This window comes from Bacteroides sp. MSK.20.12, assembly GCF_019052435.1.
Lineage (GTDB): Bacteria > Bacteroidota > Bacteroidia > Bacteroidales > Bacteroidaceae > Bacteroides > Bacteroides xylanisolvens.
Genome location: NZ_JAHQVH010000007.1, coordinates 1 through 22828 on the forward strand (window position 1 = coordinate 1; position 22828 = coordinate 22828).

19 protein-coding genes and 1 pseudogene are annotated in these 22828 nt (G+C 40.5%); 11 read left to right on the forward strand and 9 right to left on the reverse strand.

All coding sequences use genetic code 11. The features are described from left to right. Positions 1-135 precede the first annotated feature (135 nt). The 3 genes from hisS (at position 136) to KTR06_RS05525 (ending at position 4197) form a co-directional block, all read left to right on the forward strand. The gene (gene hisS, locus KTR06_RS05515) at positions 136-1500 is read left to right on the forward strand and encodes a histidine--tRNA ligase (protein ID WP_004301086.1); all 1365 of its coding nucleotides are present in this window, start codon (positions 136-138) and stop codon (positions 1498-1500) included. Positions 1501-1593: 93 nt separating this feature from the next. Next, positions 1594-2838, forward strand: a complete 1245-nt coding sequence (locus KTR06_RS05520) for a leucine-rich repeat domain-containing protein (RefSeq protein WP_004301083.1) — start codon at positions 1594-1596, stop codon at positions 2836-2838. Between the two features lie 87 nt (positions 2839-2925). Beyond that, on the forward strand, positions 2926-4197 hold the full coding sequence (locus tag KTR06_RS05525; RefSeq protein ID WP_217290034.1) for an agmatine deiminase family protein: 1272 nt from the start codon (positions 2926-2928) through the stop codon (positions 4195-4197). A 172-nt stretch (positions 4198-4369) separates the two neighbouring features. Here the strand turns inward: KTR06_RS05525 and hydF are convergent, their stop codons facing one another. From hydF to KTR06_RS05545, 4 genes are all read right to left on the reverse strand, one after another. Continuing rightward, entirely contained in the window at positions 4370-5560 is a 1191-nt protein-coding gene (hydF, locus tag KTR06_RS05530) for a [FeFe] hydrogenase H-cluster maturation GTPase HydF (RefSeq protein WP_149964458.1), read from the reverse strand. Positions 5561-5636: 76 nt separating this feature from the next. Further along, positions 5637-7058 carry a [FeFe] hydrogenase H-cluster radical SAM maturase HydG gene (hydG, locus tag KTR06_RS05535; RefSeq protein ID WP_217290035.1) on the reverse strand — a complete coding sequence of 474 codons (1422 nt, stop codon included), beginning with the start codon at positions 7056-7058 and terminating at the stop codon, positions 5637-5639. 52 nt (positions 7059-7110) lie between these two features. Further along, a complete protein-coding gene (hydE, locus tag KTR06_RS05540) occupies positions 7111-8187 on the reverse strand; it encodes a [FeFe] hydrogenase H-cluster radical SAM maturase HydE (RefSeq protein WP_217290036.1) in 1077 nt (358 codons plus the stop codon). Then, positions 8168-9637, reverse strand: a complete 1470-nt coding sequence (locus KTR06_RS05545) for a 4Fe-4S dicluster domain-containing protein (RefSeq protein WP_004314012.1) — start codon at positions 9635-9637, stop codon at positions 8168-8170. The genes hydE and KTR06_RS05545 overlap by 20 nt, the downstream gene beginning before the upstream one ends. Positions 9638-9784: 147 nt before the next feature. Here KTR06_RS05545 and KTR06_RS05550 point away from each other — a divergent pair, with 147 nt between their 5' ends. The 3 genes from KTR06_RS05550 (at position 9785) to KTR06_RS05560 (ending at position 11344) form a co-directional block, all read left to right on the forward strand. Further along, positions 9785-9958 carry a hypothetical protein gene (locus tag KTR06_RS05550; protein WP_008015767.1) on the forward strand — a complete coding sequence of 58 codons (174 nt, stop codon included), beginning with the start codon at positions 9785-9787 and terminating at the stop codon, positions 9956-9958. A 70-nt stretch (positions 9959-10028) separates the two neighbouring features. After that, complete coding sequence (locus KTR06_RS05555) at positions 10029-10577, forward strand: NUDIX hydrolase (protein WP_004314010.1); 549 nt, start codon at positions 10029-10031, stop codon at positions 10575-10577. Between the two features lie 59 nt (positions 10578-10636). Next, a complete protein-coding gene (locus tag KTR06_RS05560; RefSeq protein WP_087322711.1) occupies positions 10637-11344 on the forward strand; it encodes a DUF5039 family protein in 708 nt (235 codons plus the stop codon). A gap of 410 nt (positions 11345-11754) precedes the next feature. Here KTR06_RS05560 and KTR06_RS05565 read toward each other — a convergent pair whose 3' ends face one another. Beyond that, entirely contained in the window at positions 11755-12804 is a 1050-nt protein-coding gene (locus tag KTR06_RS05565; protein ID WP_120067371.1) for a L,D-transpeptidase, read from the reverse strand. Positions 12805-13048: 244 nt separating this feature from the next. Between KTR06_RS05565 and KTR06_RS05570 the strand changes: the two genes are divergently transcribed. From KTR06_RS05570 to KTR06_RS05585, 4 genes are all read left to right on the forward strand, one after another. After that, entirely contained in the window at positions 13049-13321 is a 273-nt protein-coding gene (locus KTR06_RS05570) for a co-chaperone GroES (protein WP_004314007.1), read from the forward strand. A 43-nt stretch (positions 13322-13364) separates the two neighbouring features. Then, entirely contained in the window at positions 13365-15002 is a 1638-nt protein-coding gene (groL, locus tag KTR06_RS05575; RefSeq protein ID WP_004314006.1) for a chaperonin GroEL, read from the forward strand. 161 nt (positions 15003-15163) lie between these two features. Then, on the forward strand, positions 15164-16102 hold the full coding sequence (locus tag KTR06_RS05580; protein ID WP_004314005.1) for a site-specific integrase: 939 nt from the start codon (positions 15164-15166) through the stop codon (positions 16100-16102). 374 nt (positions 16103-16476) lie between these two features. Next, positions 16477-19329, forward strand: a complete 2853-nt coding sequence (locus tag KTR06_RS05585; RefSeq protein WP_120067367.1) for a PL29 family lyase N-terminal domain-containing protein — start codon at positions 16477-16479, stop codon at positions 19327-19329. Positions 19330-19615: 286 nt separating this feature from the next. Here KTR06_RS05585 and KTR06_RS05590 read toward each other — a convergent pair whose 3' ends face one another. The 4 genes from KTR06_RS05590 to KTR06_RS24690 all read right to left on the reverse strand — a co-directional run bounded on the left by KTR06_RS05590 (position 19616) and on the right by KTR06_RS24690 (position 22670). Further along, a complete protein-coding gene (locus KTR06_RS05590; RefSeq protein WP_120067366.1) occupies positions 19616-20113 on the reverse strand; it encodes a GDYXXLXY domain-containing protein in 498 nt (165 codons plus the stop codon). Next, entirely contained in the window at positions 20100-21074 is a 975-nt protein-coding gene (locus tag KTR06_RS05595) for a DUF4401 domain-containing protein (protein ID WP_120067365.1), read from the reverse strand. Before KTR06_RS05595 ends, KTR06_RS05590 begins: the two co-directional genes overlap by 14 nt. Further along, positions 21058-21975 (reverse strand): DUF2157 domain-containing protein, encoded by a 918-nt coding sequence (locus KTR06_RS05600; protein WP_120067364.1) that lies wholly within the window; start codon positions 21973-21975, stop codon positions 21058-21060. Before KTR06_RS05600 ends, KTR06_RS05595 begins: the two co-directional genes overlap by 17 nt. A gap of 155 nt (positions 21976-22130) precedes the next feature. Next, positions 22131-22670, reverse strand: a complete 540-nt coding sequence (locus KTR06_RS24690; RefSeq protein ID WP_284515549.1) for a thiamine pyrophosphate-dependent enzyme — start codon at positions 22668-22670, stop codon at positions 22131-22133. Between KTR06_RS24690 and KTR06_RS24710 the strand changes: the two are divergent. Further along, positions 22670-22738, forward strand: a pseudogene (locus KTR06_RS24710) (hypothetical protein); the annotation flags it as partial. The gene KTR06_RS24690 and the pseudogene KTR06_RS24710 sit on opposite strands and share 1 nt — an antisense overlap. Positions 22739-22828: the final 90 nt, after the last annotated feature.

Here is a 22828-nt window from a genome sequence, read left to right on the forward strand (position 1 = left end):
TCCTCTTTAGACTGGCTAAGATTTATGCATACCCCCAATGATTATCGGGTGAGCCGTGATTTTTTCAAATATATGTAAGCATTGCTCGGAAATTTGCAGTAAATTTGCGCCATTAAAATTATAAACAGTAATATTATGGCAGCAAAACCAAGTATTCCTAAAGGAACTCGTGACTTTTCGCCGGTAGAAATGGCGAAGCGTAATTATATATTCAATACGATTCGTGACGTATATCATTTGTATGGTTTCCAACAGATAGAGACTCCGTCTATGGAGATGCTTTCTACACTGATGGGAAAGTACGGCGATGAAGGGGATAAACTACTCTTTAAGATTCAAAATTCAGGAGATTACTTTTCCGGGATTACTGACGAAGAATTGTTAAGCCGTAATGCTGTCAAACTGGCAAGCAAATTTTGTGAGAAAGGTTTGCGTTATGACTTGACAGTACCTTTTGCTCGCTACGTCGTGATGCATCGTGATGAGATCACTTTCCCGTTCAAGCGCTATCAGATTCAACCGGTATGGCGTGCTGACCGTCCGCAAAAAGGACGTTATCGCGAATTTTATCAATGTGATGCTGACGTTGTAGGAAGCGATTCATTACTGAACGAAGTGGAATTGATGCAGATTGTCGATACTGTTTTCAGTCGTTTTAATATTCGTGTATGTATTAAGATAAACAACCGTAAGATTCTTTCCGGTATCGCTGAAATTATAGGTGAATCGGATAAAATCGTCGATATTACTGTAGCGATTGATAAACTGGATAAAATAGGTTTGGATAATGTAAATGCCGAACTGAAAGAGAAGGGAATCAGTGATGAGGCTATTGCCAAGTTGCAGCCGATTATTCTCCTTAGCGGTACGAATGCGGAAAAGTTGGCAACATTGAAAAATGTATTATCGGCCAGTGAAGTAGGATTGAAAGGAGTGGAAGAAAGCGAATTTATCCTGAATACATTGGAAACAATGGGCTTGAAGAATGAAATCGAGCTTGACCTGACATTGGCTCGCGGACTGAATTACTATACAGGTGCTATCTTTGAAGTGAAAGCGTTGGATGTGCAGATTGGTAGTATCACAGGTGGTGGTCGCTATGATAATCTGACCGGAGTATTTGGTATGGCAGGAGTGTCGGGAGTGGGTATCTCTTTTGGTGCAGACCGTATCTTCGACGTATTGAACCAACTTGAACTTTATCCGAAAGAAGCTGTGAATGGAACAGAACTTCTATTCATCAACTTCGGCGAAAAGGAAGCTGCATTCTCTATGGGAATTCTGTCGAAAGTGCGTGCTGCCGGTATCCGTGCCGAGATTTTCCCGGATGCAGCCAAGATGAAGAAACAGATGAGCTATGCCAATACAAAGAATATTCCGTTTGTAGCTATTGTCGGCGAGAATGAAATGAACGAAGGCAAAGCCATGTTGAAGAATATGGAGACAGGAGAACAAAATCTTGTTTCGGCAGAAGAACTGATTGCTGTTGTGAAGAAATAAGCAGAGATATTAGAAATTGTTTTTCATGGCTACTTACAGAGTAGAAAAATCAGTATATAATTTTATAACGAACCATTATAAAAATCTAAGTACATGAATAAAATTATAAGTATAATCGCTTTATTGCTCATCCTGCCTATTTTTAAAGTGGAAGCATACGATTTTGTAATTGATGAAATTACATATAATTTCACAAAAGAACATGGTACGGTTGAAGTGTCTGGGCTTCGAGAATTTTTAAATCTCGAACCTGGAGACCGAAATTCAAGTCTGCCTCTTGTGGTGAATATTCCTCCTGTCGTTACTTATAAGGATAATAAATATGACGTTGTTAGCATTGGATATGCTGCATTTCAAGGGTGTAGAAAAGTTACTGAAATAAAAATACCATCGACAGTTCGAGAGATTGGAGAATTTGCTTTTGAAAATTGTTCCAAACTTGAAATTATCAACATACCTGATTCCGTAAAGATGATTGGGCGATGTACTTTTTCTGGTTGTTACGCTCTGAAATCAATATTATTACCTCTGATGCTTAAGAGTATAGGAGTTGAAGCATTTAAAGGTTGTGATTTTAAAGAAATAACTATACCGGAGGGGGTAACCGTAATTGGGGATGAAGCATTTGCTACATGCGAAAGCCTTGAATATGTATCGTTGCCTGATAGCATGGAAACTCTTCATAATGGTTTGTTTAGTGGTTGTGGAAAATTGAAATCAATAAAACTTCCAAGAAATTTGAAAATAATAAGGGACTATTGTTTTGCTGAATGTATTTTATTGGAAAACATGGAATTTCCAAATTCATTGTATTATTTAGGAGATTTTGCACTATCTAAGACTGGTGTGAAAAATATAATAATTCCAGATTCTTTCACAGAATTAGGGAAATCTGTCTTTTATGGTTGTACCGATTTAGAAAGTATTTCAATACAAAATAATAAGTTGAGGATAGGTGGATCATTATTTTATAATTGTAGCGGTCTAAAGAAAGTTATATATGGGAGTGTCATAGTTCCTGAAAAAACATTTTATGGATGTTCGTCCTTGACCGAGGTGAAGTTATTAGATTCAGTAAAGTTTATTGGAGAAGAAGCGTTTGAATCATGCACATCACTTGTATCAATTGATTTACCGTATTTAGTAGAGGAAATTGGGAAACGAAGTTTTAGAGGATGTACCTCATTAAGTAATATAAATTTTCCTTTGTCTTTAAGGAAAATTGGGGCAAATGCCTTTCAAGGATGTATAAATCTCAAAAAGGTAGAATTGCCTAAAAGGCTGGAACAGTATAGGTACGATTTTGAAGATACTACAAAATTTAAGTGGATTAAATAGTAATTATATATTCGTGAATAAGAGACAATTTCTTAGGGAAAACTGCCATATAGGACGGTGGAGTCTCAATGCGTTCACTATAAAACTATGAGTGTGGAATCAATTCTTAGCATTACAGCTAGCCTTATTGCCATTGGCGGTTTAGTGTATGCAGGTTATCAAAGGTGTAAGAAGAAAAGTCTGTCAACGTTGATGACCGAGCTTGTTGCTAAAAATACATCTGTAAAAGGTCAGCAGGCAATCCTTCAAAAAATCAGCAGAAACCTCTATTTAAGTGGGAAAGGATTGTCAATCGGCTATATCAGGAATTTCTCCGTCAGTGGCAGATCGAAAGAGGTTATATTTCAAGATATATGTTTGAAAAATAACATTGAACCGACTGTGGAACTGTGTAAACGGATGTTGACGTATGACGTTCCCTCATTTCGTGCGAAATGGAATGAACAGCACATTGAAAATATAAATAAACCTGCGCAATCAATGACCCAATTGTTGGTGGAACAACCTATCACGAACGGTAAACGACAGATTGTCTACTTATCTGCATTGTTTCAGGAAAAATATCCTGAAACGTATAAAAGGCTGACGGATATTTTGGATAAGCATAATGTCGGGTATGCTTTACTCAAAGCAACACGCGATATATGGTGTCGTGATTATATGCCGGTACAGACGGCAAGTGGCAAACTTATTCAGTTCAAATATGACCCTTCATATTTGAAGAACAATGAAAAATACGAGGCATCACGTTCTAATGTATGTGAAGTATGTAAAGCAAATGGTATTAAACCGACTTTCTCAGACATCAATCTTGATGGTGGAAATGTCCTTATTTGTGGCAACCGTGCTATCATCTCTGATCGTGTGTTTAGTGAAAATCCTGGTAGAAAAGAGGAAGATTTGAAAGCCGAACTTAGCCGCCTACTTGAAGCCGAGATAATAATTATTCCAGCGCAGAAAGACGATTTCACAGGTCATGCAGATGGTATGGTTCGCTTCGTCAACTGCGATACAATTCTCGGTAATGACCGTGCTGAAGAATTCAAGTATTGGCGCGAGAAGATGGATAAAGTAATCAGCACTTATCACCTACAATATATTGATGTGCCATTTTTTTATGGCTACAAAGATAAAGCACATCCCGAACATGCAATTGGGATATATGTCAATTACCTTAAAGTTGAGAATCTGATTGTAGTTCCCGTGTTCGGTGTTCCCGGAAATAAGGATGCCGAAGCTGTTGTGAAAATCAAAGAAATCTTTCCTGATAAAATAGTTGAAACAATTGACTACAATGAGGTAGCTTTGGAAGGTGGTCTTCTCAATTGTACTACATGGACGTTGAATAGTTTTCAATGATAAAGATGGGTAGGTCGCTTTCGACACCTTAATCCTGATTGAATAATTTTGAACAGAGAATATCTTCTCGGATTTTGTAATAGTTTACTTATTTCTAAAGAAATAAATGACAAGATCCTGAGTATCTTAATCATAGGTCTACGATATGACACTAGAAGAATATAGTCTCATTTTAATATTTTATTTGATCTAGTATTCCATTGAGGAAAGCAATCGCTACTCCATAATTCGTCATAGGAATGTGTTGCTCCCGTGCACGTTCGATGCGGCTAAGTACGTATTTACGATTGAACATACATGCTCCGCAATGGATTACCAGCGAATAAGGAGTCAGGTCTTGTGGAAAGTCGGTTCCTGCTACCATATCAATTTGCAGATTCTCTCCAATCCGTTTCCGTAACAAACGGGGAAGTTTCACTCTTCCTATATCTTCTGAAAGGGGAGCGTGTGTACAAGCTTCCGCTATTAGTACACGTGACGATTCCGTCAGCCTTTCAATCGCAGTTGCACTTTCTACATAATAGTGAATATCCCCCTTATAACCTGCGAAAAGTACAGAAAAAGAAGTCAGTTCACTTTCCTTTGGTTTCTGTTCATAGATCGCTTTGAAAACTTGTGAATCGGTGATGATTAACTTCGGAGGACGGGCAAGGGCTTGCAGGGTTGCCGGAAACTTGTCAGTGGTGCAAGTCACTACGAGACATTTTTTGTCCAACAATTCACGGATAGTCTGCACTTGTGGTAAAATCAGTCTGCCTTTTGGAGCTTGAATATCCTGCGGCATAACCAGAAGTACAAGGTCGTTTTCTGTCACAAGTTCCCCGGTGATACTCTGTTGACCGAAGTCCGAGGGTAATTTTTCGAGAATGGCTTGCCGGATCTGTTCAATTCCTGTCTTTTCTTTGGCGCTGATAAGTAATGGGCGTATTTTACATTCTTCCTCAATATATGTGGCTAAGCTATCACTGTTCTCTCGTATATCTATTTTATTCAGTACCGGAATGACAGGGATATTCTTCTCTTTCAATAGTGCCAGCATCTCTTTTTCATGAGAAAAAGTAGTATCTCCACATAGCAGCAATGCAATATCTGTTTTCTCAATAGCCTTTAAAGTCCGGCTGATACGCAGCTCTCCAAGTTCTCCCTCATCATCGAACCCCGGAGTATCTATAAACAAACACGGACCAATACCTTGAATTTCCATAGCTTTGGATACAAGGTCGGTAGTCGTTCCCGGAGTATCTGAAACGAGGGCGGTATCCTGTCCTGTCAATGCATTGATAAGAGAAGATTTACCACTGTTCCGTCTACCGAAAAGGGCTATATGAAGTCTGCTTGCATTTGGAGTATCTGTTAAGCTCATAATTACTAATTTATCAATCTGTTAATTCATGTACAGCCAATTGGCACATCGACATATTAGCACATTGGCGTATGATTTAAAATCTAAAATCTCTTTGCCCTGCGGCTATGGCTTTGAGGTTTCGGATAGCTATTTCCCTGATTTTGGGGTTGGGGATTCGGTCTGTTTCTTTTAGAATCAATTTCAATCCTTTCTGACGGGTATCTTCGGAAGCATAATCTTCCAGATACTCTTTCAGAGTCATCAGGGCATTGGGGCCGCAACAGTTGGCTATCTGGCCGGATTTCACTAATGACATGAAACGGTCACCTGTCCGTCCTTCCCGGTAACAGGCAGTACAGAAGCTGGGAATATATCCAAGTTCGAGCAACCAATTGACCACCTCGTCCAATGTCCGGGTATCGCTTACGTCAAATTGCGCGGAATTATGATCGGGTAATTCCGTTTCAGCATATCCGCCTACACTGGTACGTGAGCCGCCGCTGATTTGTGAGATACCCAATTCGAGTACCTTCTTGCGTGATTCTTGTGATTCACGTGTGGAAATAATCATTCCAGTATAAGGAACGGCAATTCGGATAACAGCTACAATCTTACTGAATATCTCATCGGAAATTGAATTCGGAAAATCTCCGGCATTAATGTCATCCGCCGAACAGATACGCGGCACACTGATTGTATGGGGACCTACACCGAATTTGGCTTCCAGATGTTCGGCATGCATTAACAATCCGATAAAATCATACCGATAAGTATTCAAACCGAAAAGCACACCAATACCTACATCATCGATTCCCCCTTCCATGGCACGGTCCATCGCTTCGGTGTGATAGGCATAATTGCTTTTCGGACCGGTGGGATGAAGTGCTTCGTAGTTGTCCTTGTGATAAGTCTCCTGGAATAAGATATACGTACCGATACCCGCTTCTTTTAATCGACGATAATTTTCTACTGTAGTAGCTGCGATATTTACGTTTACCCGGCGGATCGCTCCGTTTTTATGCCTAATGCTATAAATTGTCTGAATAGATTCAAGGATGTATTCTATTGGGTTCAGTGACGGATGCTCACCGGCTTCAAGAGCGAGCCGCTTATGTCCCATGTCCTGCAAAGCAATCACTTCCCTGCGAATTTCCTCCTGCGTCAGTTTCTTGCGTGCAATCGTCTTGTTTTTAGCATGATACGGACAATATACGCAACCATTTACGCAATAGTTCGACAAATAAAGCGGTGCGAACATGACGATACGGTTGCCATAAAACTTCTGTTTGATTTCTTTGGCGAGATGAAAGATACGTTCTATCAGGTCAGGTTGGTTACATTCCAGCAGAATAGCCGCTTCCCGGTGCGTCAGTCCCTTGCACAACGCTGCCTTTTCAATCAGTTGTTCAATCAGGACACGATTATCCTTATTGTTCTGTGCATATTCCAGCGTATCCAAAATTTCTTCGTGATGGATAAACTCTTCTGCTTTGGATGAATCTTTTTGGTATATCATAATATTCTTTGTTTTTTCACCACAGATTACACGGATTCACACAGATTAAAATTTAATTTGAAATAAATCTGTGTGAATCCGTGTAATCTGTGGTGCACTTAAAGTCGCCTCTTTCGGTAGATATCTCATAACCGATGGTATTCAACTGCTTTTGTAAGGTAGCCAGTCCTTCGGCGGATTCCGCTCCGAGTGAAGCTTTGTCATTGTATAATTCATATTTTCTCCGTTCCTCCCGGGGAGACAGGTTGGGCATAACCACATTTGCGCCTGCCAATATACCCCGCTCCCTACCATCAGGAATAAGAGTGGCGAGAGCCGTTGTTGCCGGAATCAATGCGGATGGATGCATCAAACGGAAGATCGATAATAGAAGAATCGTCCGTTCCACCGTTCCGCTGGGATATTGGGCAAAAGGCGTATCATGATGGGGTAGGAAAGGACCGATGCCAATCATTTCCGGCTGTAGCTTTTCAATGAACAAGATATCCTCGATGATATGTTCTACTGTTTGCCCTGGGCTGCCGACCATAATTCCGGTTCCTGTCTGATAGCCGATGTCTTTTAAATCCGCTAAACATTGCAGGCGTTGTTTGCCGGACATTTCTGCCGGATGCAGTTGCCGATAATGCGACTCATTATATGTTTCGTGACGTAACAGATAACGGTTGGCTCCGGCACGGAAGAAACGTTCGTATGCCTCACGTGATTTTTCACCGAGTGACAGCGTAATAGCACAATCCGGATACTCCTGTCTGATACGGGCAACAGTCATTTCTATCTGATCGTTTGTTAGTGCAGGATCTTCTCCTCCTTGTAATACAAAGGTGCGGAATCCCAGTTCATAGCCCTGTTTGCAACAGTTCAGTATACTCTCTCGGCTCAACCGGTAACGTTCGATATTGGGATTTCCTTTTCGGATACCACAGTAATAACAGTTGTTCCGGCAGCAATTGCTGACTTCAATCAGTCCACGGATATAAATCTTATTTTCGAAGTGGCGGAGAGCGACTTCCTGCGCCTGTTTATTGATGTAACGCAGGGTGTCTGCGTCACATCCGGTCAACAGTTGCCGGAGCTCTTCCGGGCTAAGTGTTCTTTCCTGCCGTAGTTTATCGATCCATTGTTTCATAGCTCTCTTTTCGTTTGAGCAGCTCTTGTGCCAATTGGCGACGTCCCGAAACAATATCATTATGCGTACTTGGCCCGGTGATGCATCCACCCTCACACGCCATCACTTCAATAAACTGCCCCGCAGCCTTTCCTGTCTTGGCGCAGGCACGCAACAGAGCGATATTCTTTTTATTGATGTCCGACACTTGTATTGCATTGATTTTATCCGCTTCCTCTTTCAGATAAGCTTTGACAGCTCCCATCACACCACCTGCCTGTGCAAATCCATGTGCTTCGCGAACAGACGTATGTAATACAGAGAACTCCTGTACCTGTTCCAGTTCAATACCCAACCCGTCGAGAATCGAACCGATTTCTTCAAACGTCAGAATATAATCCACTGCTTCGTCACGACGTACTTCTTTGCGTTTAGCCACACAAGGGCCGACAAACACAACCTTAGCATCCGGATGCTTCTCTTTGGCAATCCGTGCGGCATAGTACATCGGTGATCCGGTGGTAGAAACGTAAGGTTTCATATCCGGAATATGTTTCTCTACCAGCTCGATATAAGAAGGGCAACAGGAAGTAGTCATAAATTTTTGTCCCTCTTCCAATTTCTCCAGTAACTCGTGTGCTTCATTGCTGGTGGTTGCCATAGCACCTTCGGCCACTTCGATCACATCCGTAAATCCTATTTCTTTGAAAGCACCGTACACCTGTCCGATAGAAGTCTTAAACTGTCCCAGAATAGACGGAGCAACGATGGCAACCATCTTTTCTCCTTTACGGATGCGTTGCAATACATCGAATGTTTGCGAGATTTCGAAGATAGCACCGAACGGACAAGCATTCATGCATTTTCCGCAGTAGATACACTTGCTTTCATCAATATGTTCTATGCCGTGTTCATCTTTGCTGATAGCTTTTACCGGGCAAGCCTCTTCACAAGGCACGGGAATATATACGATAGCGTGATAAGGACAACTCTTGTGACAAATACCGCAACTGACACATGTGTCATGGTCAATCATTGCCTGACCGTTTTTCTTGAAACGTATCGCATCTTTGGGGCAATTCATGTAACAGCTACGTGCCACGCATCCGCGACAAAGGTTGGTTATTTCATAATTGATCTGTACACAGGAAGAACAGGCCTCGTCGATGACGCACATGATATTTTCCTTGTCCGGTTCGGGGCGGCTCAATGCCAATCGCGCATATTCGGAAAGCGGGGTAACTTCGTCGTGTTCGTCTGTCATATCCAGTCCCATCAGAGGAAAAGTCTTGTACCTCCACACTGCGCGTTCTTTATGTACGCAACACCGTCCTAGGGGTTTTGATTTTCGTGGACTCAATTCAATCGGGAGCCGGTCTATCTTTTCCACTAATTCGTCGTTTTTCCAGAGTTTAACGAGGTCTGCCAGCAATTTATGCCGGACAATCATAATATTATTCGTAAATGCCATATTGCAATAAAAAGGTTGTTAGTTAGTTGGTGCAAAGATACGAACAGAATTTCAATATTTAAGTTTTTTGAAACATTCTTGTAACTTTTTTGTAGCCATCGCGTGTTATCTTTGTAGTGGACAAAAAAACTAAGAGGAGGCAGAGTTATGAATAGCAGTATTTTCGAACAACGTAGTCGTTTTGCCATGATTGGCGCATTGATGGTTATTATCAGCCTGCTGTTTTTATTCTACATGGGAAGTTCTTTGGTAAGCTCTACCAAAAAATATCTGGAGCAGATACAAGGGATAGAGATCACTTGTATCGACACAGACGAATAAAAACAAGCAACCGAAAGGTAGGATAACCCGGGGGAAATTTGTATTTTTGCCGGAAGAAAAAACAGACCTTATGGAAGAAAAGAATAGAGCCTGGAAAACGGTGAGTAGTAAATATCTATTTCGCCGTCCGTGGCTGACTGTGCGTTGCGAAGATATGTTGCTTCCCAACGGTAACCATATCCCCGAATATTATATCCTTGAGTATCCCGACTGGGTAAATACGATTGCCATTACAAAAGATGGTAAATTTGTTTTTGTCCGCCAGTACCGTCCGGGAATTGAACGAACTTGTTATGAACTTTGTGCCGGTGTCTGTGAAAAGGAAGACGCTTCACCGTTAGTATCCGCCCAACGTGAATTGTGGGAGGAAACAGGTTACGGAAAAGGAAACTGGCAGGAATATATGGTGATTTCCGCTAATCCGAGCACCCATACTAATCTGACTTATTGCTTTCTTGCTACAGACGTGGAACTGATAGACCATCAGCATCTGGAAGCTACTGAAGATATCAGTGTACATCTGCTTACGTTGGAAGAGGTGAGAAGCCTGCTTGATAAGAACGAAATTATGCAGGCGCTGAATGCTGCTCCATTGTGGAAATATATAGCAAATCTGTAATATCGTTTGGAATTTTGTAGAGAAATAATAACTTTGGAGAAAATTTAAATTATCTAATTATGAAAACTATATTATGGAGTATTCTTTGTTTGTTTCTCTCCGGATGGGGAAGTATGCAAACGGTGTCAGCGCAGGACTTGCAAGAGATGGAAAAGAACTTGTCCGCTATCAATGAGGATTTGAATCAGAAGACAAAAGAATATAGTTGGCAGCTTGCGGCGGCTTATGCAGATTATTGTGAAGCAAACAATAAATATATAAGCTGGAACGACTTGCCTTATCTACAAACAGTTGTCGAATATGAACGGCCTGCTTCTTTGGAAACTTACCGACTGGCGCATAAAGCCAGTAAAGATGAATTGGATAAGTTTCTAAATACATATAAGGAATATAAGGATCTGACAAAGAAGCAGAAAGAAGCAGTAACCAAAGAGGAGAAGGATGCTGTATCGACTGCTTTTTCTGCATTCTGGAAGAAATTGAGAAGTGAAGAAAATCCTTATAAAGATTTGTATTATGCCGAACGGAAAGCGATCAGCAAATATCGGGCAGAAGCTTTGCGGTATGTGATTGCCCATTATAAAGAAAAAAAGCAGGAGATTCCGACTTCTTATATAAAATATGCTGAACGGTCTTATTTATTGCAGAAAGGTTCTGCTTTGGAGTTGTTGCAGAAAGAAATAAACGCATTGGAAAGTGTGCAGAGAGAACTTGTTCAGGATATAACAAGAGCAAGGTATGGGTTGGGTAAGACTGAAGATAAATAAAAGAGAGTTTCACACATAATTGATTAAGGTAATACGGGATGGAGAAATCCCTTTCTATATTGGGAGGTCTGGACTGAAAAGTTCAGACCTCTTTATCTTTTCCCTCAAGTACGTATAGAAAAGTTCTTTCCCCTCCTATGCAAACTTCTTTTGCATAGGAAGGAAACTTATTAAGGCTGTAGAGCAAACTATAATTGCAACTTTTGATTATATAAATGAAGGCTTCGTTTTTATAATTGCAAGCTTTGTTTTTATAATTGCAACTTGCGTTTATAGATTGGAGTAAGGGGAAAGTAACTTTTCCCCAAGAGAAAAGCAAGTTCTCACCTTATAGAAAAGAACTTTTCTAGTTATACTTTGGACGATAGGTAGTAGCGATTCGGGAATAGTGGTGTATGTTTGTTCAACGTTTATTCCAATACAAAAATAATAGTTTCATTTACAGGCGCCCAATCATAAATGAATTTGGCATGGGAAGTTGCATTTCGTACGCACATGTGCGAACGCGGTGTCGTTCCTAACGACGGACTATATTCTATCTGTGTCTTGCGGGGAGCATTGACCGGTACTCCGTGAATATAGGCTCCATCCGTGAAACGACTCGCATAAGGAGCATAACCTCCTGTCTCTTTCGAACCGTCTTTTAGAAATACCATCTTCGCCTTCTTTTCCTGTAATACAAACATTCCTAAAGGAGTTTCCTGTGCATACGGCGGCAGGTGGCGTCCCGTAGTGGAAGGATTCATGCTGCGAACCATCCATTGCCCTTCTCCGCTACGTTCGAGAGCAGCGATATTCTGATTGTGGCGGTCTACGAAAACAGCTTTGTTAAAAACAATCGTATCTCCGATTACTTTGACATACTTTTTAGGAATCATCCATTCATCTCCGGTAAACATTGGCTCTGCTTTTATGAATTTTTCCCCATCTTCGATAAAACGGGTTAGTTCTCCATCCTGACCGTATCGTTCGGGCACTAATGTGTCGGTCAACAAGTAAAGCGGAACGGATTGGTAACGTTCTATGCCGAGAGTATCCGCCACCCGTCCGTAAGCGTTTCTTTTGAAATTCTTCACAAGTGGTGCTTCTCCATTTCTATTTTTGTAATTCTGGAGAATTGCCCAAGTGGAAGGCTGCAATTGTATATTTTCAAGCAAAGCCAGCCGTTCTTTGATTTTGTCCCATTGAAACTGCCGGGTAGTGTCTTTATAAGGATAGGTGTCTTCCAATGTATATTGGTCATACAATAAATCTTTGGTGATTTGTATTTGCTCTGCTGTGAGTTTCTTTTCAACAGGTTTAACCTCGGGTTGAGTTATTGTATCTTGCGACAGCGAATCTGTCTGTTGTTGTTCATGTACAGGAGAAATCTCCCCTGTACGCGAAGTGCAGGAGTAGAAGACGCAAGAGGCAATGATGAGGCCGGATGCTATTCTATTCATATTATTTATACAGTGCATTTGATGGTTCGTTTACGAATATACATCATTATAAGGAATAATCCTTTTGTTTTGTTTAAAAAGTAGGTGACAAATATACTTTTTTGCCATACAGTGCAAGTTGTCAGTCATTTTGTCAGTCTATTTCTGACAAAGAATCATTTATTTACTTTGGCACGCTTTTCGCAATAACTTTAGCGTTCCGCCTGAAAGACGGTGGATAACATCTACAATTAAATGTATAACTAAAATATAACAAGTAACTATGAACATTAAACCATTAGCAGACAGAGTGCTTATCCTCCCTGCACCTGCAGAAGAAAAAACAATTGGTGGTATCATTATTCCTGATACAGCAAAAGAAAAACCTTTGAAGGGTGAAGTTGTGGCAGTAGGTCACGGTACGAAAGATGAAGAGATGGTATTGAAAGTAGGCGATACAGTTCTTTATGGTAAATATGCCGGAACAGAACTTGACGTTGAAGGTACTAAATATCTTATCATGCGTCAGAGCGATGTTCTCGCTGTTTTGGGTTAATTAATAATAGTAAATAGTAAATCTTTAAATAGTAAATAAAGAGATGGCAAAAGAAATATTATTCAATATCGATGCCCGTGACCAATTGAAAAAAGGTGTCGATGCTTTGGCAAATGCAGTAAAAGTAACTCTGGGCCCGAAAGGACGTAACGTTATCATTGAGAAGAAATTCGGTGCGCCGCACATCACAAAAGACGGTGTGACAGTAGCAAAAGAAATCGAATTGGCAGATGCTTACCAGAATACTGGTGCACAGCTGGTAAAAGAAGTTGCTTCTAAGACAGGTGACGATGCCGGTGACGGTACAACTACTGCAACCGTTCTTGCACAAGCTATCGTAGCTGAAGGTTTGAAGAACGTAACTGCCGGTGCTAGCCCGATGGATATCAAACGTGGTATCGACAAGGCTGTTGCCAAAGTGGTAGAATCAATCAAGGATCAGGCTGAAACTGTAGGTGACAACTATGACAAGATCGAACAAGTTGCTACCGTATCTGCAAACAACGACCCGGTAATCGGTAAATTGATTGCTGACGCTATGCGTAAAGTTTCTAAAGACGGTGTAATCACTATCGAAGAAGCAAAAGGTACAGACACTACTATCGGTGTAGTAGAAGGTATGCAGTTCGACCGTGGTTATTTGTCAGCTTACTTCGTGACAAATACAGAAAAAATGGAATGTGAGATGGAGAAACCTTACATCCTGATCTATGACAAGAAGATTTCTAACCTGAAAGATTTCTTGCCTATCCTCGAACCGGCTGTACAAACAGGTCGTCCTCTGTTGGTAATTGCAGAAGATGTAGATAGCGAAGCGTTGACTACATTGGTAGTAAACCGTCTGCGTTCTCAATTGAAGATCTGTGCTGTGAAGGCTCCGGGCTTCGGTGATCGTCGTAAAGAAATGTTGGAAGATATCGCTATCCTGACAGGTGGTGTTGTTATCAGCGAAGAAAAAGGTTTGAAACTGGAACAAGCTACTATCGAAATGTTGGGTACTGCTGACAAAGTTACAGTTACTAAAGACTATACAACTGTTGTAAACGGTGCAGGTAACAAAGATAGCATCAAAGAACGTTGCGAACAGATCAAAGCACAAATCGTGGCAACTAAGTCTGACTATGACCGTGAGAAATTGCAGGAACGTCTGGCTAAATTGTCAGGTGGTGTAGCTGTTCTCTATGTAGGTGCTGCTTCAGAAGTGGAAATGAAAGAAAAGAAAGACCGTGTAGATGATGCTTTGCGTGCAACTCGTGCTGCAATTGAAGAAGGTATCATCCCGGGTGGTGGCGTAGCTTATATCCGTGCAATTGATGCTATCGACGGCATGAAGGGTGACAATGCTGACGAAACAACCGGTGTTGAAATCATCAAACGTGCTATCGAAGAACCACTTCGTCAGATTGTTGCTAACGCTGGTAAAGAAGGTGCGGTAGTTGTTCAGAAAGTACGTGAAGGCAAGGGTGACTTTGGTTACAACGCTCGTTTGGATATTTACGAAAACTTGCATGCTGCCGGTGTAGTAGACCCTGCTAAGGTTGCTCGTGTAGCTTTGGAAAATGCAGCTTCTATCGCTGGTATGTTCCTGACTACTGAATGTGTAATTGTAGAAAAGAAGGAAGATAAACCTGAAATGCCAATGGGCGCTCCCGGAATGGGAGGCATGGGCGGAATGATGTAATTCCAGCTTTCGCTTAAGAATATATAAAGAAGATAAGAACCACTTTCCCTAATAAGGGGAGGTGGTTCTTTTTTTGTATTCCTGCAACATCTCTGCCTTCAATTTGTTCGATTGTTGGAATACCCTTATATTTATTGTCTAATTTATTAATAAATCGAGAGATGTTGAAAGTAGTAACATTTATGAAGCAAGTAGCCCGTGGGCTACAGATGGAGGGAAACTTTGGCACTGCCCATGTATACCGTAGCAGTCTCAATGCCATCATTGCTTATTGTGGGAAAGAGGATTTCACCTTCTATGAGGTGAGTCCGGAGTGGTTAAAAGGGTTCGAAGTGCATCTTCGTAGTCGTGGATGTAGTTGGAATACCGTCTCCACTTATTTGCGCACGTTTCGTGCAGTTTATAATCGTGCTGTCGATCTTCGTAAGGCACCTTATGTTCCTCACTTGTTCCGTTCTGTTTATACCGGTACTCGTGCCGATCATAAACGTGCGTTAGGTGAGGAGGATATAAAGAAAGTATTTGCCAGGTTATCACAGGCTTTTGTCGGTTCTCCGTCATTACGCAAGGCACAGGAATTATTTATCCTTATGTTTTTATTGCGCGGTTTGCCTTTTGTCGATCTCGCCTATTTGCGTAAAAGTGATTTACGTGACAATGTGATTACATATCGCAGACGTAAGACAGGCCGCACCTTGTCGGTGACTCTAACTGCAGAAGCGATGATTCTGGTAAAGAGATATATGAACCGTGACAGTTCTTCTCCTTATCTGTTTTCTTTGTTAAAGAGTCGTGAAGGGACTCCGGAGGCTTATCGTGAATATCAGTTGGCATTGCGCACATTCAATCGTCAGTTGATGTTGCTGGGCGAATTATTGGGGTTGGGCGATAGATTGAGCTCTTATACCGCCCGCCATACCTGGGCTACAACAGCTTATTATTGTGAGATTCATCCGGGTATTATTTCCGAAGCAATGGGACATTCTTCCATCACTGTAACCGAAACGTATCTGAAGCCTTTCAGGAATAAGAAAATAGATGAAGCTAATAGACAGGTCGTTGATTTTGTGAAGCGTACTATTAGTGGATTAATCGCTTGATAAATAGTCTGTTACTTTGTAGGTAACGGGAATAAATACCGGTGCAAATATGAGCATATTTCTTAAAACAACCAAACGAAATCATACATTTTTTCTAATAAACCACTCAAAAAAGGAATAGGACAGATAAAACACGCGGATTCTTTGTATTAGGGCTTTGTTAACTTCTAAATTTTGCACAAGATTTCCCCTCCCCGCTACTTGCTTTCAAAAGCAGGGGTAAAAATGTTTCGTAGCATATCGTATCGTTTTTCAGTATTGACTACTCCCGAAGAGCAGGACAAAGGTTCTTCCGTTACCTACAAAGTAACGGGCATGCTATTATTGAAACTTAGTGTTTAATAATATATTATTAATGTAATTTTTAAGTAGTTATGAAAAGAAAATTTGTAAAAGTGATGTTCTTCGGGGCGCTGGCACTTTCTACTGTCACTTATGTAGGCTGTAAAGACTACGATGATGACATTGACAATCTGCAAACACAGATTGATGCTAATAAGGCTAGCATCGCTGATCTGCAGAAATTTGTAGATGCTGGTAATTGGGTGAAGAGTGTAGAACCTGTTACTGGTGGATTCAAGGTAACATTTAACGATGGAAAATCTTATAGTATCATAAATGGTGCTAAAGGTGATAAAGGTGACAAAGGTGATACAGGTGCTCCGGGAGTGGCTGGTGGTCAGGGAACTCCGGGATCAAAAGTGACTATTGATCCGGAGACCGGAGAATGGTTAATTGATAAAAAAGGTACTGGATGGTATGCAAAAGCTACAGACGGACATTCACCTTATATCGCGGATGGAACTAATGGTGATAAAGGCTATTGGTATTTTTGGGATGATAAGGCTAATGATGGAAAAGGCGGTTTCGTAAAAGGAGATAAAGCACAAGGCGACCGAGGCGAAGTTACGGAAGGAACAAATGGCAAATCTCCATATATTGAAGATGGATATTGGTATTATTATGATGATGCCGCTAGCAAATTTGTACAAGGTCCTCAGGCTACAGGTGCAGACGGAGTATCTCCTTTCATTGATGAGGATGGTTATTGGTGTTATTGGGATATCAATGCTGAAAATGAAGACGGAACTAAAGGTAAGTTAGTACGTGGAGATTATGCCCAAACAAGTGTATATGTTGTTGAAGCAGCAGACAGACCAGCATGGGAACTTCATGTCGGTGCACTTAATGAAGATGGATCTTATACTGATAAAACTATTATATTGCCAACAGCAGATAAATTGTCAAGTATGACTGTTGTGTCAATTGCTGATGGAAAAATTAGTGAAGGTATGAGTGAGGTAACAATGTATTATGGTATATTGGCTAAAGGTACTACTGTTAAGTTCCATAATGTAACTTATGGTTCTACAGAAAAAGCTACTACTTTAGTTGGTGCAAATAGCTCTGTAATGCATGCATTAATCAATCCGGTTAGTGTTGACTTCTCTGAATATCCTGTTGAATTGATTAATTCTCATGGGGAGGTTTGTTATACAGTTCTATCAAAAGAAAAGAATCTTTCTGAAAATCCTTTAACCACCCGTGCGGATGGCGAAAAGAAATGGAATCAGGGAATTTATGATCTTACAGTTTCTTTGATTGCTGATAAAGCAGCCGATAATAACTTGAATAATAAAGCGATAGCTTATGCTTTACGTGCTAAAGATGCTTGGGGAAATAACATCATATCAAATTATGATGTGAAGGTTATTGCTAAAAATGAGGCTTTGGATATTACTAATAAAGAAGTAGATGTGGTTTATACATCATCTGCAAAACTTGATGAATTGTTTGCTGCTGAATTGTCCAAAGTTGCAGCTCATTATTATTCTATTGAAAAGGCTGATTTGGAAGCTATTGGTGCTGTATTTGACGAAGCTACAAATACTATTTCCTCACCTACAAAACAAGGTACTATTGAAGTGAAAGTTAATTACTTGAAAACAGACGGTACAAAAGTTGAAGGAGGTAATGCTAAAACCTTTACAGTGAACTTTACTTATGACACGGGTGCTGATATTACTATCGCTGATGCTGTTGTTTGGAATCTGACTAAGGGTGCAGATGCCACAGATCCTTCAAATAATACCTCTGATCTTGTTGTTAACTCAACCGATGATTTATTCGCTATTCTGAACAAAGAGTTTACTGGCAAGAAGAAACCTACTGTAAGATTGAAGAGCATTGGATTTGCTGCTGGAGATAAGATTTCTGTTAATGGCAATGAGTATGCTTATGAAAGTGGTTCTATTGATCTTGTTGGTGCGCAACCTGTTACTATAACAGATAATAAAGGTAAAGTTACAGGATATAAGATTGCCTTCCAATTTAATCCGACTATGGTTGCAGCTGTAATGCATAATGCTGTTTTGGAAATTATTAATCCGGACTATCAACCAACATTGGGAGATGAAGTAATTAAGAAGGTAAATGTGAAAGTGGAAGTTAAGAATGCAGGTATATTTGCATTTACACCGTTAAGTGCTTATTTCACAAGTTCTGAAACTGCTATTGCTTATGGTACCCCTGATAAATCTAATGCAGTTGTAAATCAAGACTTGTATGCACTCTTTGATGAAATGAGCGCTGAAGATAAGGGACATATATCTTTTGATGAGAAAGCTCCTAACTTTGGTACTGATGATAATCCGGAAATGGGTGCAAATTGGTTAGTTAACAAAACAAACTCTGTAATTGCAGTTCCGTTGTACAAATCAACTAAGAATGATGGTGTATATTCAACGCGTCGTATGACTATTGCATACCAGCCGTTTGGAAATAAACGTTTGGCTACAATTTCTAAAGAGTTTAACTTAACTGTAAGATCTGCAATCAAAGAAGGTTCACATCCTGATATTGCTGCTAGTAAAGCTAAAGTATTGTCAATAAAGGAATCTGAAAAATTATTCAAGATTAAACCTGCTGATTTTACTGTTAAAGATGTAAAAGACGTTGCCGTGACAATTGCTAAGACAAGTAGAGATAGTAGAGTTACAGATGTTACTATAGAACTAAGTTCAGAGATTGCCAAATATGCTGAAATAGCCGGGGCAACTTCTACTCCCGTTGCGTTTGAAGGTGAATTAACTGTACAATTGAAAGCTACTACCCTATCCATTGCATCTAAAGTTGAAGGTTATGCCTTAGTGAAGATTACAGATACATGGGGAGCTGTTACAGAAGTTAAATGTCCGATAGTAATGAAAGCTGATGGAGCTAACTAAGTAACTATAAAAAGAAAACCCTTCTTCACCTTGTGTGAAGAATACGCCGAGAAGAAACAGAGTGAAGGATTTGGCTTGTGAAAGTCAATCCTTCCAATTCTGTTCTTCTTATAGAAAGGGATACCTCCCTTATTTCCCACAGGTATCTCTTTCCTTTATTTCATAACGTCTCCTTATTTGCACTAGAAACCAATTTGCTAGTCCCTTATTTCCCTATAGATTAAGGAGATGTTTTGAGAATATAGAAAACCCGGGCTTGCGAAAGTCCGGGTTTTCTTATTAGTCTTTATTTATCGGATTGAATAAGATGAAAGTCCTCATCATACAATCCCACGAGTAAACTTTGCCCTTTATCATCTACTTTTAGTCCGCCATATACGGCTTTTTGATAAAGAGTATCCTGTCCTTCTTCAAAGAAGAAAGATTCGGTGCCGAGGAAGAGGCGTCTATTTATTATTTTATATTTGATGACTAGCTCATTGTCGTTTACAGGTTCCAACGTGTTTTGTAATCGTACAATTTCTCCTACCTGATTACTGTCCGTTCGGAGTATGGCATAACCGCGTGTGTCGGTTTGCTCATCTGGCAGATTTGATGAGGCTTCCTTGTAGTTAAGTCTCATATAGTCTCCTTGCATAAGAGAGCGGGGATCGACGGGGGCTAGCTGCAACAAAACCAACTGTCCGTCTTTCAAGGTTTGCTCTTTCTGATAAACCGACCAGTTGAAATACCCCAATAGCAGTATCAGGTTTACGATAATCAATATTCGGCTATACTTTTTCATGTCTTGTTCTTTTTTGAGTGAAGAAATACCAGGCTGTAATACATGCAATTCCGATGAAGAAAAGCGTTATGGATTTGGTAAGCAGGCTCAAATTCAAATCATAATAGTATTTGGAAACAGCATAGATAAAGAGAAGGAGCGAGGCAGCACACTCCGCTTTGTAACCATAATGGAAACATATTAAAATCAGTAACAAGCTACCGGATAAATAAGGAGCAAACACGGTGGGCAGACAGATAACAATACAAAGAATGTAGATACCAACCTGATTCACCGGATGATCCACTTTCATGACCTGCATGATTCGTTGAACCATGATAAGAATTCCGATCCATATACAAACAGACAGTATGCAGGACACAAGCCAACTATTTGTTTCTGATATCATGTAATTGATTGATAATCCTCCCAGTGAGACGATACCGGATACGAATAATCCGAAATGAAATGATTTGTATTTGGAAAGGTAATTCTCTGTTCCTATACACTCAAACAACTTGTTTTCAAAGATGTTGGTAAATAGAAACACTCCAAGGATAGGGACTACGGCTATTTGCAAGGGATAAAACGAAGAAAAGACATGGGCAGCTTCTCCGAAGAAAGATATATTAAACAGAATGACTGAAAGAAAGGGGAGGATAAACCCTCTTGATAGCAAGAATGTGAGAATACTGATTCCCATAAGTGTAATGAAGAGGAGATTAATGCTGGCATTTATACCAAAGCCAATCAATACACATCCGGCTATGTATAAAGTGATGTTCATTGCATCCAGAAAAGACTGGACCACCATGCGGCTGATTGTTAGCGTAGTGAGAATTAATATACTTCCAGCAATCAGGCAAGAAATATCGGAGCGGAGGATTCTGGCAAGTGCCAGAAATCCCAAAAAGAAAATAGCCGTCAGGATTCCTCCGATAATGGATACGACTTGAATAGTGAGGTTATGCTTCTGTGCCATACCATTGCTTTTTTAGATGAAGAATGATGTAAATGAGCAAAGTTGTTCCGGTGATGACAATAACTCCTCCGTAGAAGAATATCTGAACATCCCTAAGATCACTTTGTGATATGAATGTAGTCAATAGAATTATTAATGCGGCAAACGGAATGATAGCCAGATAGAACAAGCTTTTTACTTTCCATCCATACCAAAGTCCCGCAGAAAATAGAAGGACAGTGCTTATGAGGGGAACAGACAATATAGCGTTCTCTTCGCAGATTGCCATCATTAACAGAAAACTGGTGTGTAGAATAGTAGCCAGTGAAAGAAGACTGACAAACCAACGATTGTTTCTGTCCAAATGACCTTTTGTGCTCATCCATTCCGTGATGATCGTTGCCAAGGCGCATATCCAGGTTACTGCATTGGCCAACAAAGTCATTTCCCAAGAGTTGGTATTAGCTATCTGTATATTGTACAACCATATTGTAGTGCAAAGTAATCCGATGAACGTCAGCCACAACGGAGCGAAACGGATAGCAACCGCCCAGAGAATGGTGAAAAGAGTCCATCCCAGGAAAAGATCGTAAGCATCGGCTCCCGTTTGGTAGATTTGTCCGAAGACAGCGAAAAGCGTACCTATCAGGAACGTAGCTCCGGTCAGGAGAATCTGTTTGACGAGCTTATTCCAACGGGTGAATGTAGCGAGCAGGACAAAAGCTACTAATAACACCTCTACTATTCCTAACTTTGCAAATTTAGGTAATTCATCCCAGTTGTAGGCAAAAAAGAAGATAATGCCTGCCACTGTAAAACCAACGCCCACTGCCAATAAAAAAACAGAAAGGAATTGATTCCATTGTTTTTTATCAGCGTACAGTGCTTGTCGGGATAAAGGCGAAGAGTCGGTCTTTTCCATGTGTTTTTACTTTTTGATGATTACAAACATAAGAAAATAAAATGATTATCACCTCAAGATAGACTATAAAAAGGTATGACTTACCTTATTGCAATAGACAATAATAGTAAGTCATACTTTGAGAGAGGTAATGAAAATATTAAAAATAGAATAACTTAAAATACCTCCCGTATATGTTTAAAGTTAGAATTGATCGTATCAATCACTTCTTGTGAACGGCCGTTGATTAACAACTTATACATTGACTGCGCAAAGCCCACCATTTGCCCGAATTCTATTTTGGGAGGCATAGCCAGTGCGTTCGGATCGGTCATGATATTAACAAGTACCGGACCGTCCAGTTCGAATGCATTCAATAAAGTAGTCAACACTTCTTCCGGATCGCTGACATTAAACCCGGTCATTCCCATTGCTTCGGCCACTTGAGCGAAGTCAGGATTCAACATGTTCGTTTGCCAGTCCGGCAGTCCGTCCACTTCCATTTCCAACTTCACCATTCCCAATGAACGGTTGTTGAATACGATGATTTTAATTGGCAACTTATATTGTACAACGGTTTCCAAGTCTCCTAAAGTCATCGATAATCCGCCATCTCCGCAAAGCGCAACTACCTGACGATCCGGATAAGCCAACGCGGCACCGATAGCTTGCGGCAACGCATTTGCCATCGAACCATGATTGAAGGAACCCAGCATGTGGCGTTTGCCCGTTGCTTGCAGATAACGTGCTCCCCATACACAAGTCATTCCCGTATCTACCGTAAACACAGCATCGTCCGAACTTAGTTTGTCTATTTCAGACATCACATATTCGGGATGAATCTTATTTACGCCCCCTTTATCTTCTGTGTAAG

What these genes read in the sequence shown, in the direction of transcription:
- hisS (WP_004301086.1), top strand. Translation starts at nt 136, where the DNA reads ATGGCAGCAAAACCAAGTATTCCTAAAGGAACTCGTGACTTTTCGCCG.
- KTR06_RS05520 (WP_004301083.1), top strand. Translation starts at nt 1,594, where the DNA reads ATGAATAAAATTATAAGTATAATCGCTTTATTGCTCATCCTGCCTATT.
- KTR06_RS05525 (WP_217290034.1), top strand. Translation starts at nt 2,926, where the DNA reads ATGAGTGTGGAATCAATTCTTAGCATTACAGCTAGCCTTATTGCCATT.
- hydF (WP_149964458.1), bottom strand. Translation starts at nt 5,560, where the DNA reads ATGAGCTTAACAGATACTCCAAATGCAAGCAGACTTCATATAGCCCTT.
- hydG (WP_217290035.1), bottom strand. Translation starts at nt 7,058, where the DNA reads ATGATATACCAAAAAGATTCATCCAAAGCAGAAGAGTTTATCCATCAC.
- hydE (WP_217290036.1), bottom strand. Translation starts at nt 8,187, where the DNA reads ATGAAACAATGGATCGATAAACTACGGCAGGAAAGAACACTTAGCCCG.
- KTR06_RS05545 (WP_004314012.1), bottom strand. Translation starts at nt 9,637, where the DNA reads ATGGCATTTACGAATAATATTATGATTGTCCGGCATAAATTGCTGGCA.
- KTR06_RS05550 (WP_008015767.1), top strand. Translation starts at nt 9,785, where the DNA reads ATGAATAGCAGTATTTTCGAACAACGTAGTCGTTTTGCCATGATTGGC.
- KTR06_RS05555 (WP_004314010.1), top strand. Translation starts at nt 10,029, where the DNA reads ATGGAAGAAAAGAATAGAGCCTGGAAAACGGTGAGTAGTAAATATCTA.
- KTR06_RS05560 (WP_087322711.1), top strand. Translation starts at nt 10,637, where the DNA reads ATGAAAACTATATTATGGAGTATTCTTTGTTTGTTTCTCTCCGGATGG.
- KTR06_RS05565 (WP_120067371.1), bottom strand. Translation starts at nt 12,804, where the DNA reads ATGCACTGTATAAATAATATGAATAGAATAGCATCCGGCCTCATCATT.
- KTR06_RS05570 (WP_004314007.1), top strand. Translation starts at nt 13,049, where the DNA reads ATGAACATTAAACCATTAGCAGACAGAGTGCTTATCCTCCCTGCACCT.
- groL (WP_004314006.1), top strand. Translation starts at nt 13,365, where the DNA reads ATGGCAAAAGAAATATTATTCAATATCGATGCCCGTGACCAATTGAAA.
- KTR06_RS05580 (WP_004314005.1), top strand. Translation starts at nt 15,164, where the DNA reads ATGTTGAAAGTAGTAACATTTATGAAGCAAGTAGCCCGTGGGCTACAG.
- KTR06_RS05585 (WP_120067367.1), top strand. Translation starts at nt 16,477, where the DNA reads ATGAAAAGAAAATTTGTAAAAGTGATGTTCTTCGGGGCGCTGGCACTT.
- KTR06_RS05590 (WP_120067366.1), bottom strand. Translation starts at nt 20,113, where the DNA reads ATGAAAAAGTATAGCCGAATATTGATTATCGTAAACCTGATACTGCTA.
- KTR06_RS05595 (WP_120067365.1), bottom strand. Translation starts at nt 21,074, where the DNA reads ATGGCACAGAAGCATAACCTCACTATTCAAGTCGTATCCATTATCGGA.
- KTR06_RS05600 (WP_120067364.1), bottom strand. Translation starts at nt 21,975, where the DNA reads ATGGAAAAGACCGACTCTTCGCCTTTATCCCGACAAGCACTGTACGCT.
- KTR06_RS24690 (WP_284515549.1), bottom strand. Translation starts at nt 22,670, where the DNA reads ATGCTGGGTTCCTTCAATCATGGTTCGATGGCAAATGCGTTGCCGCAA.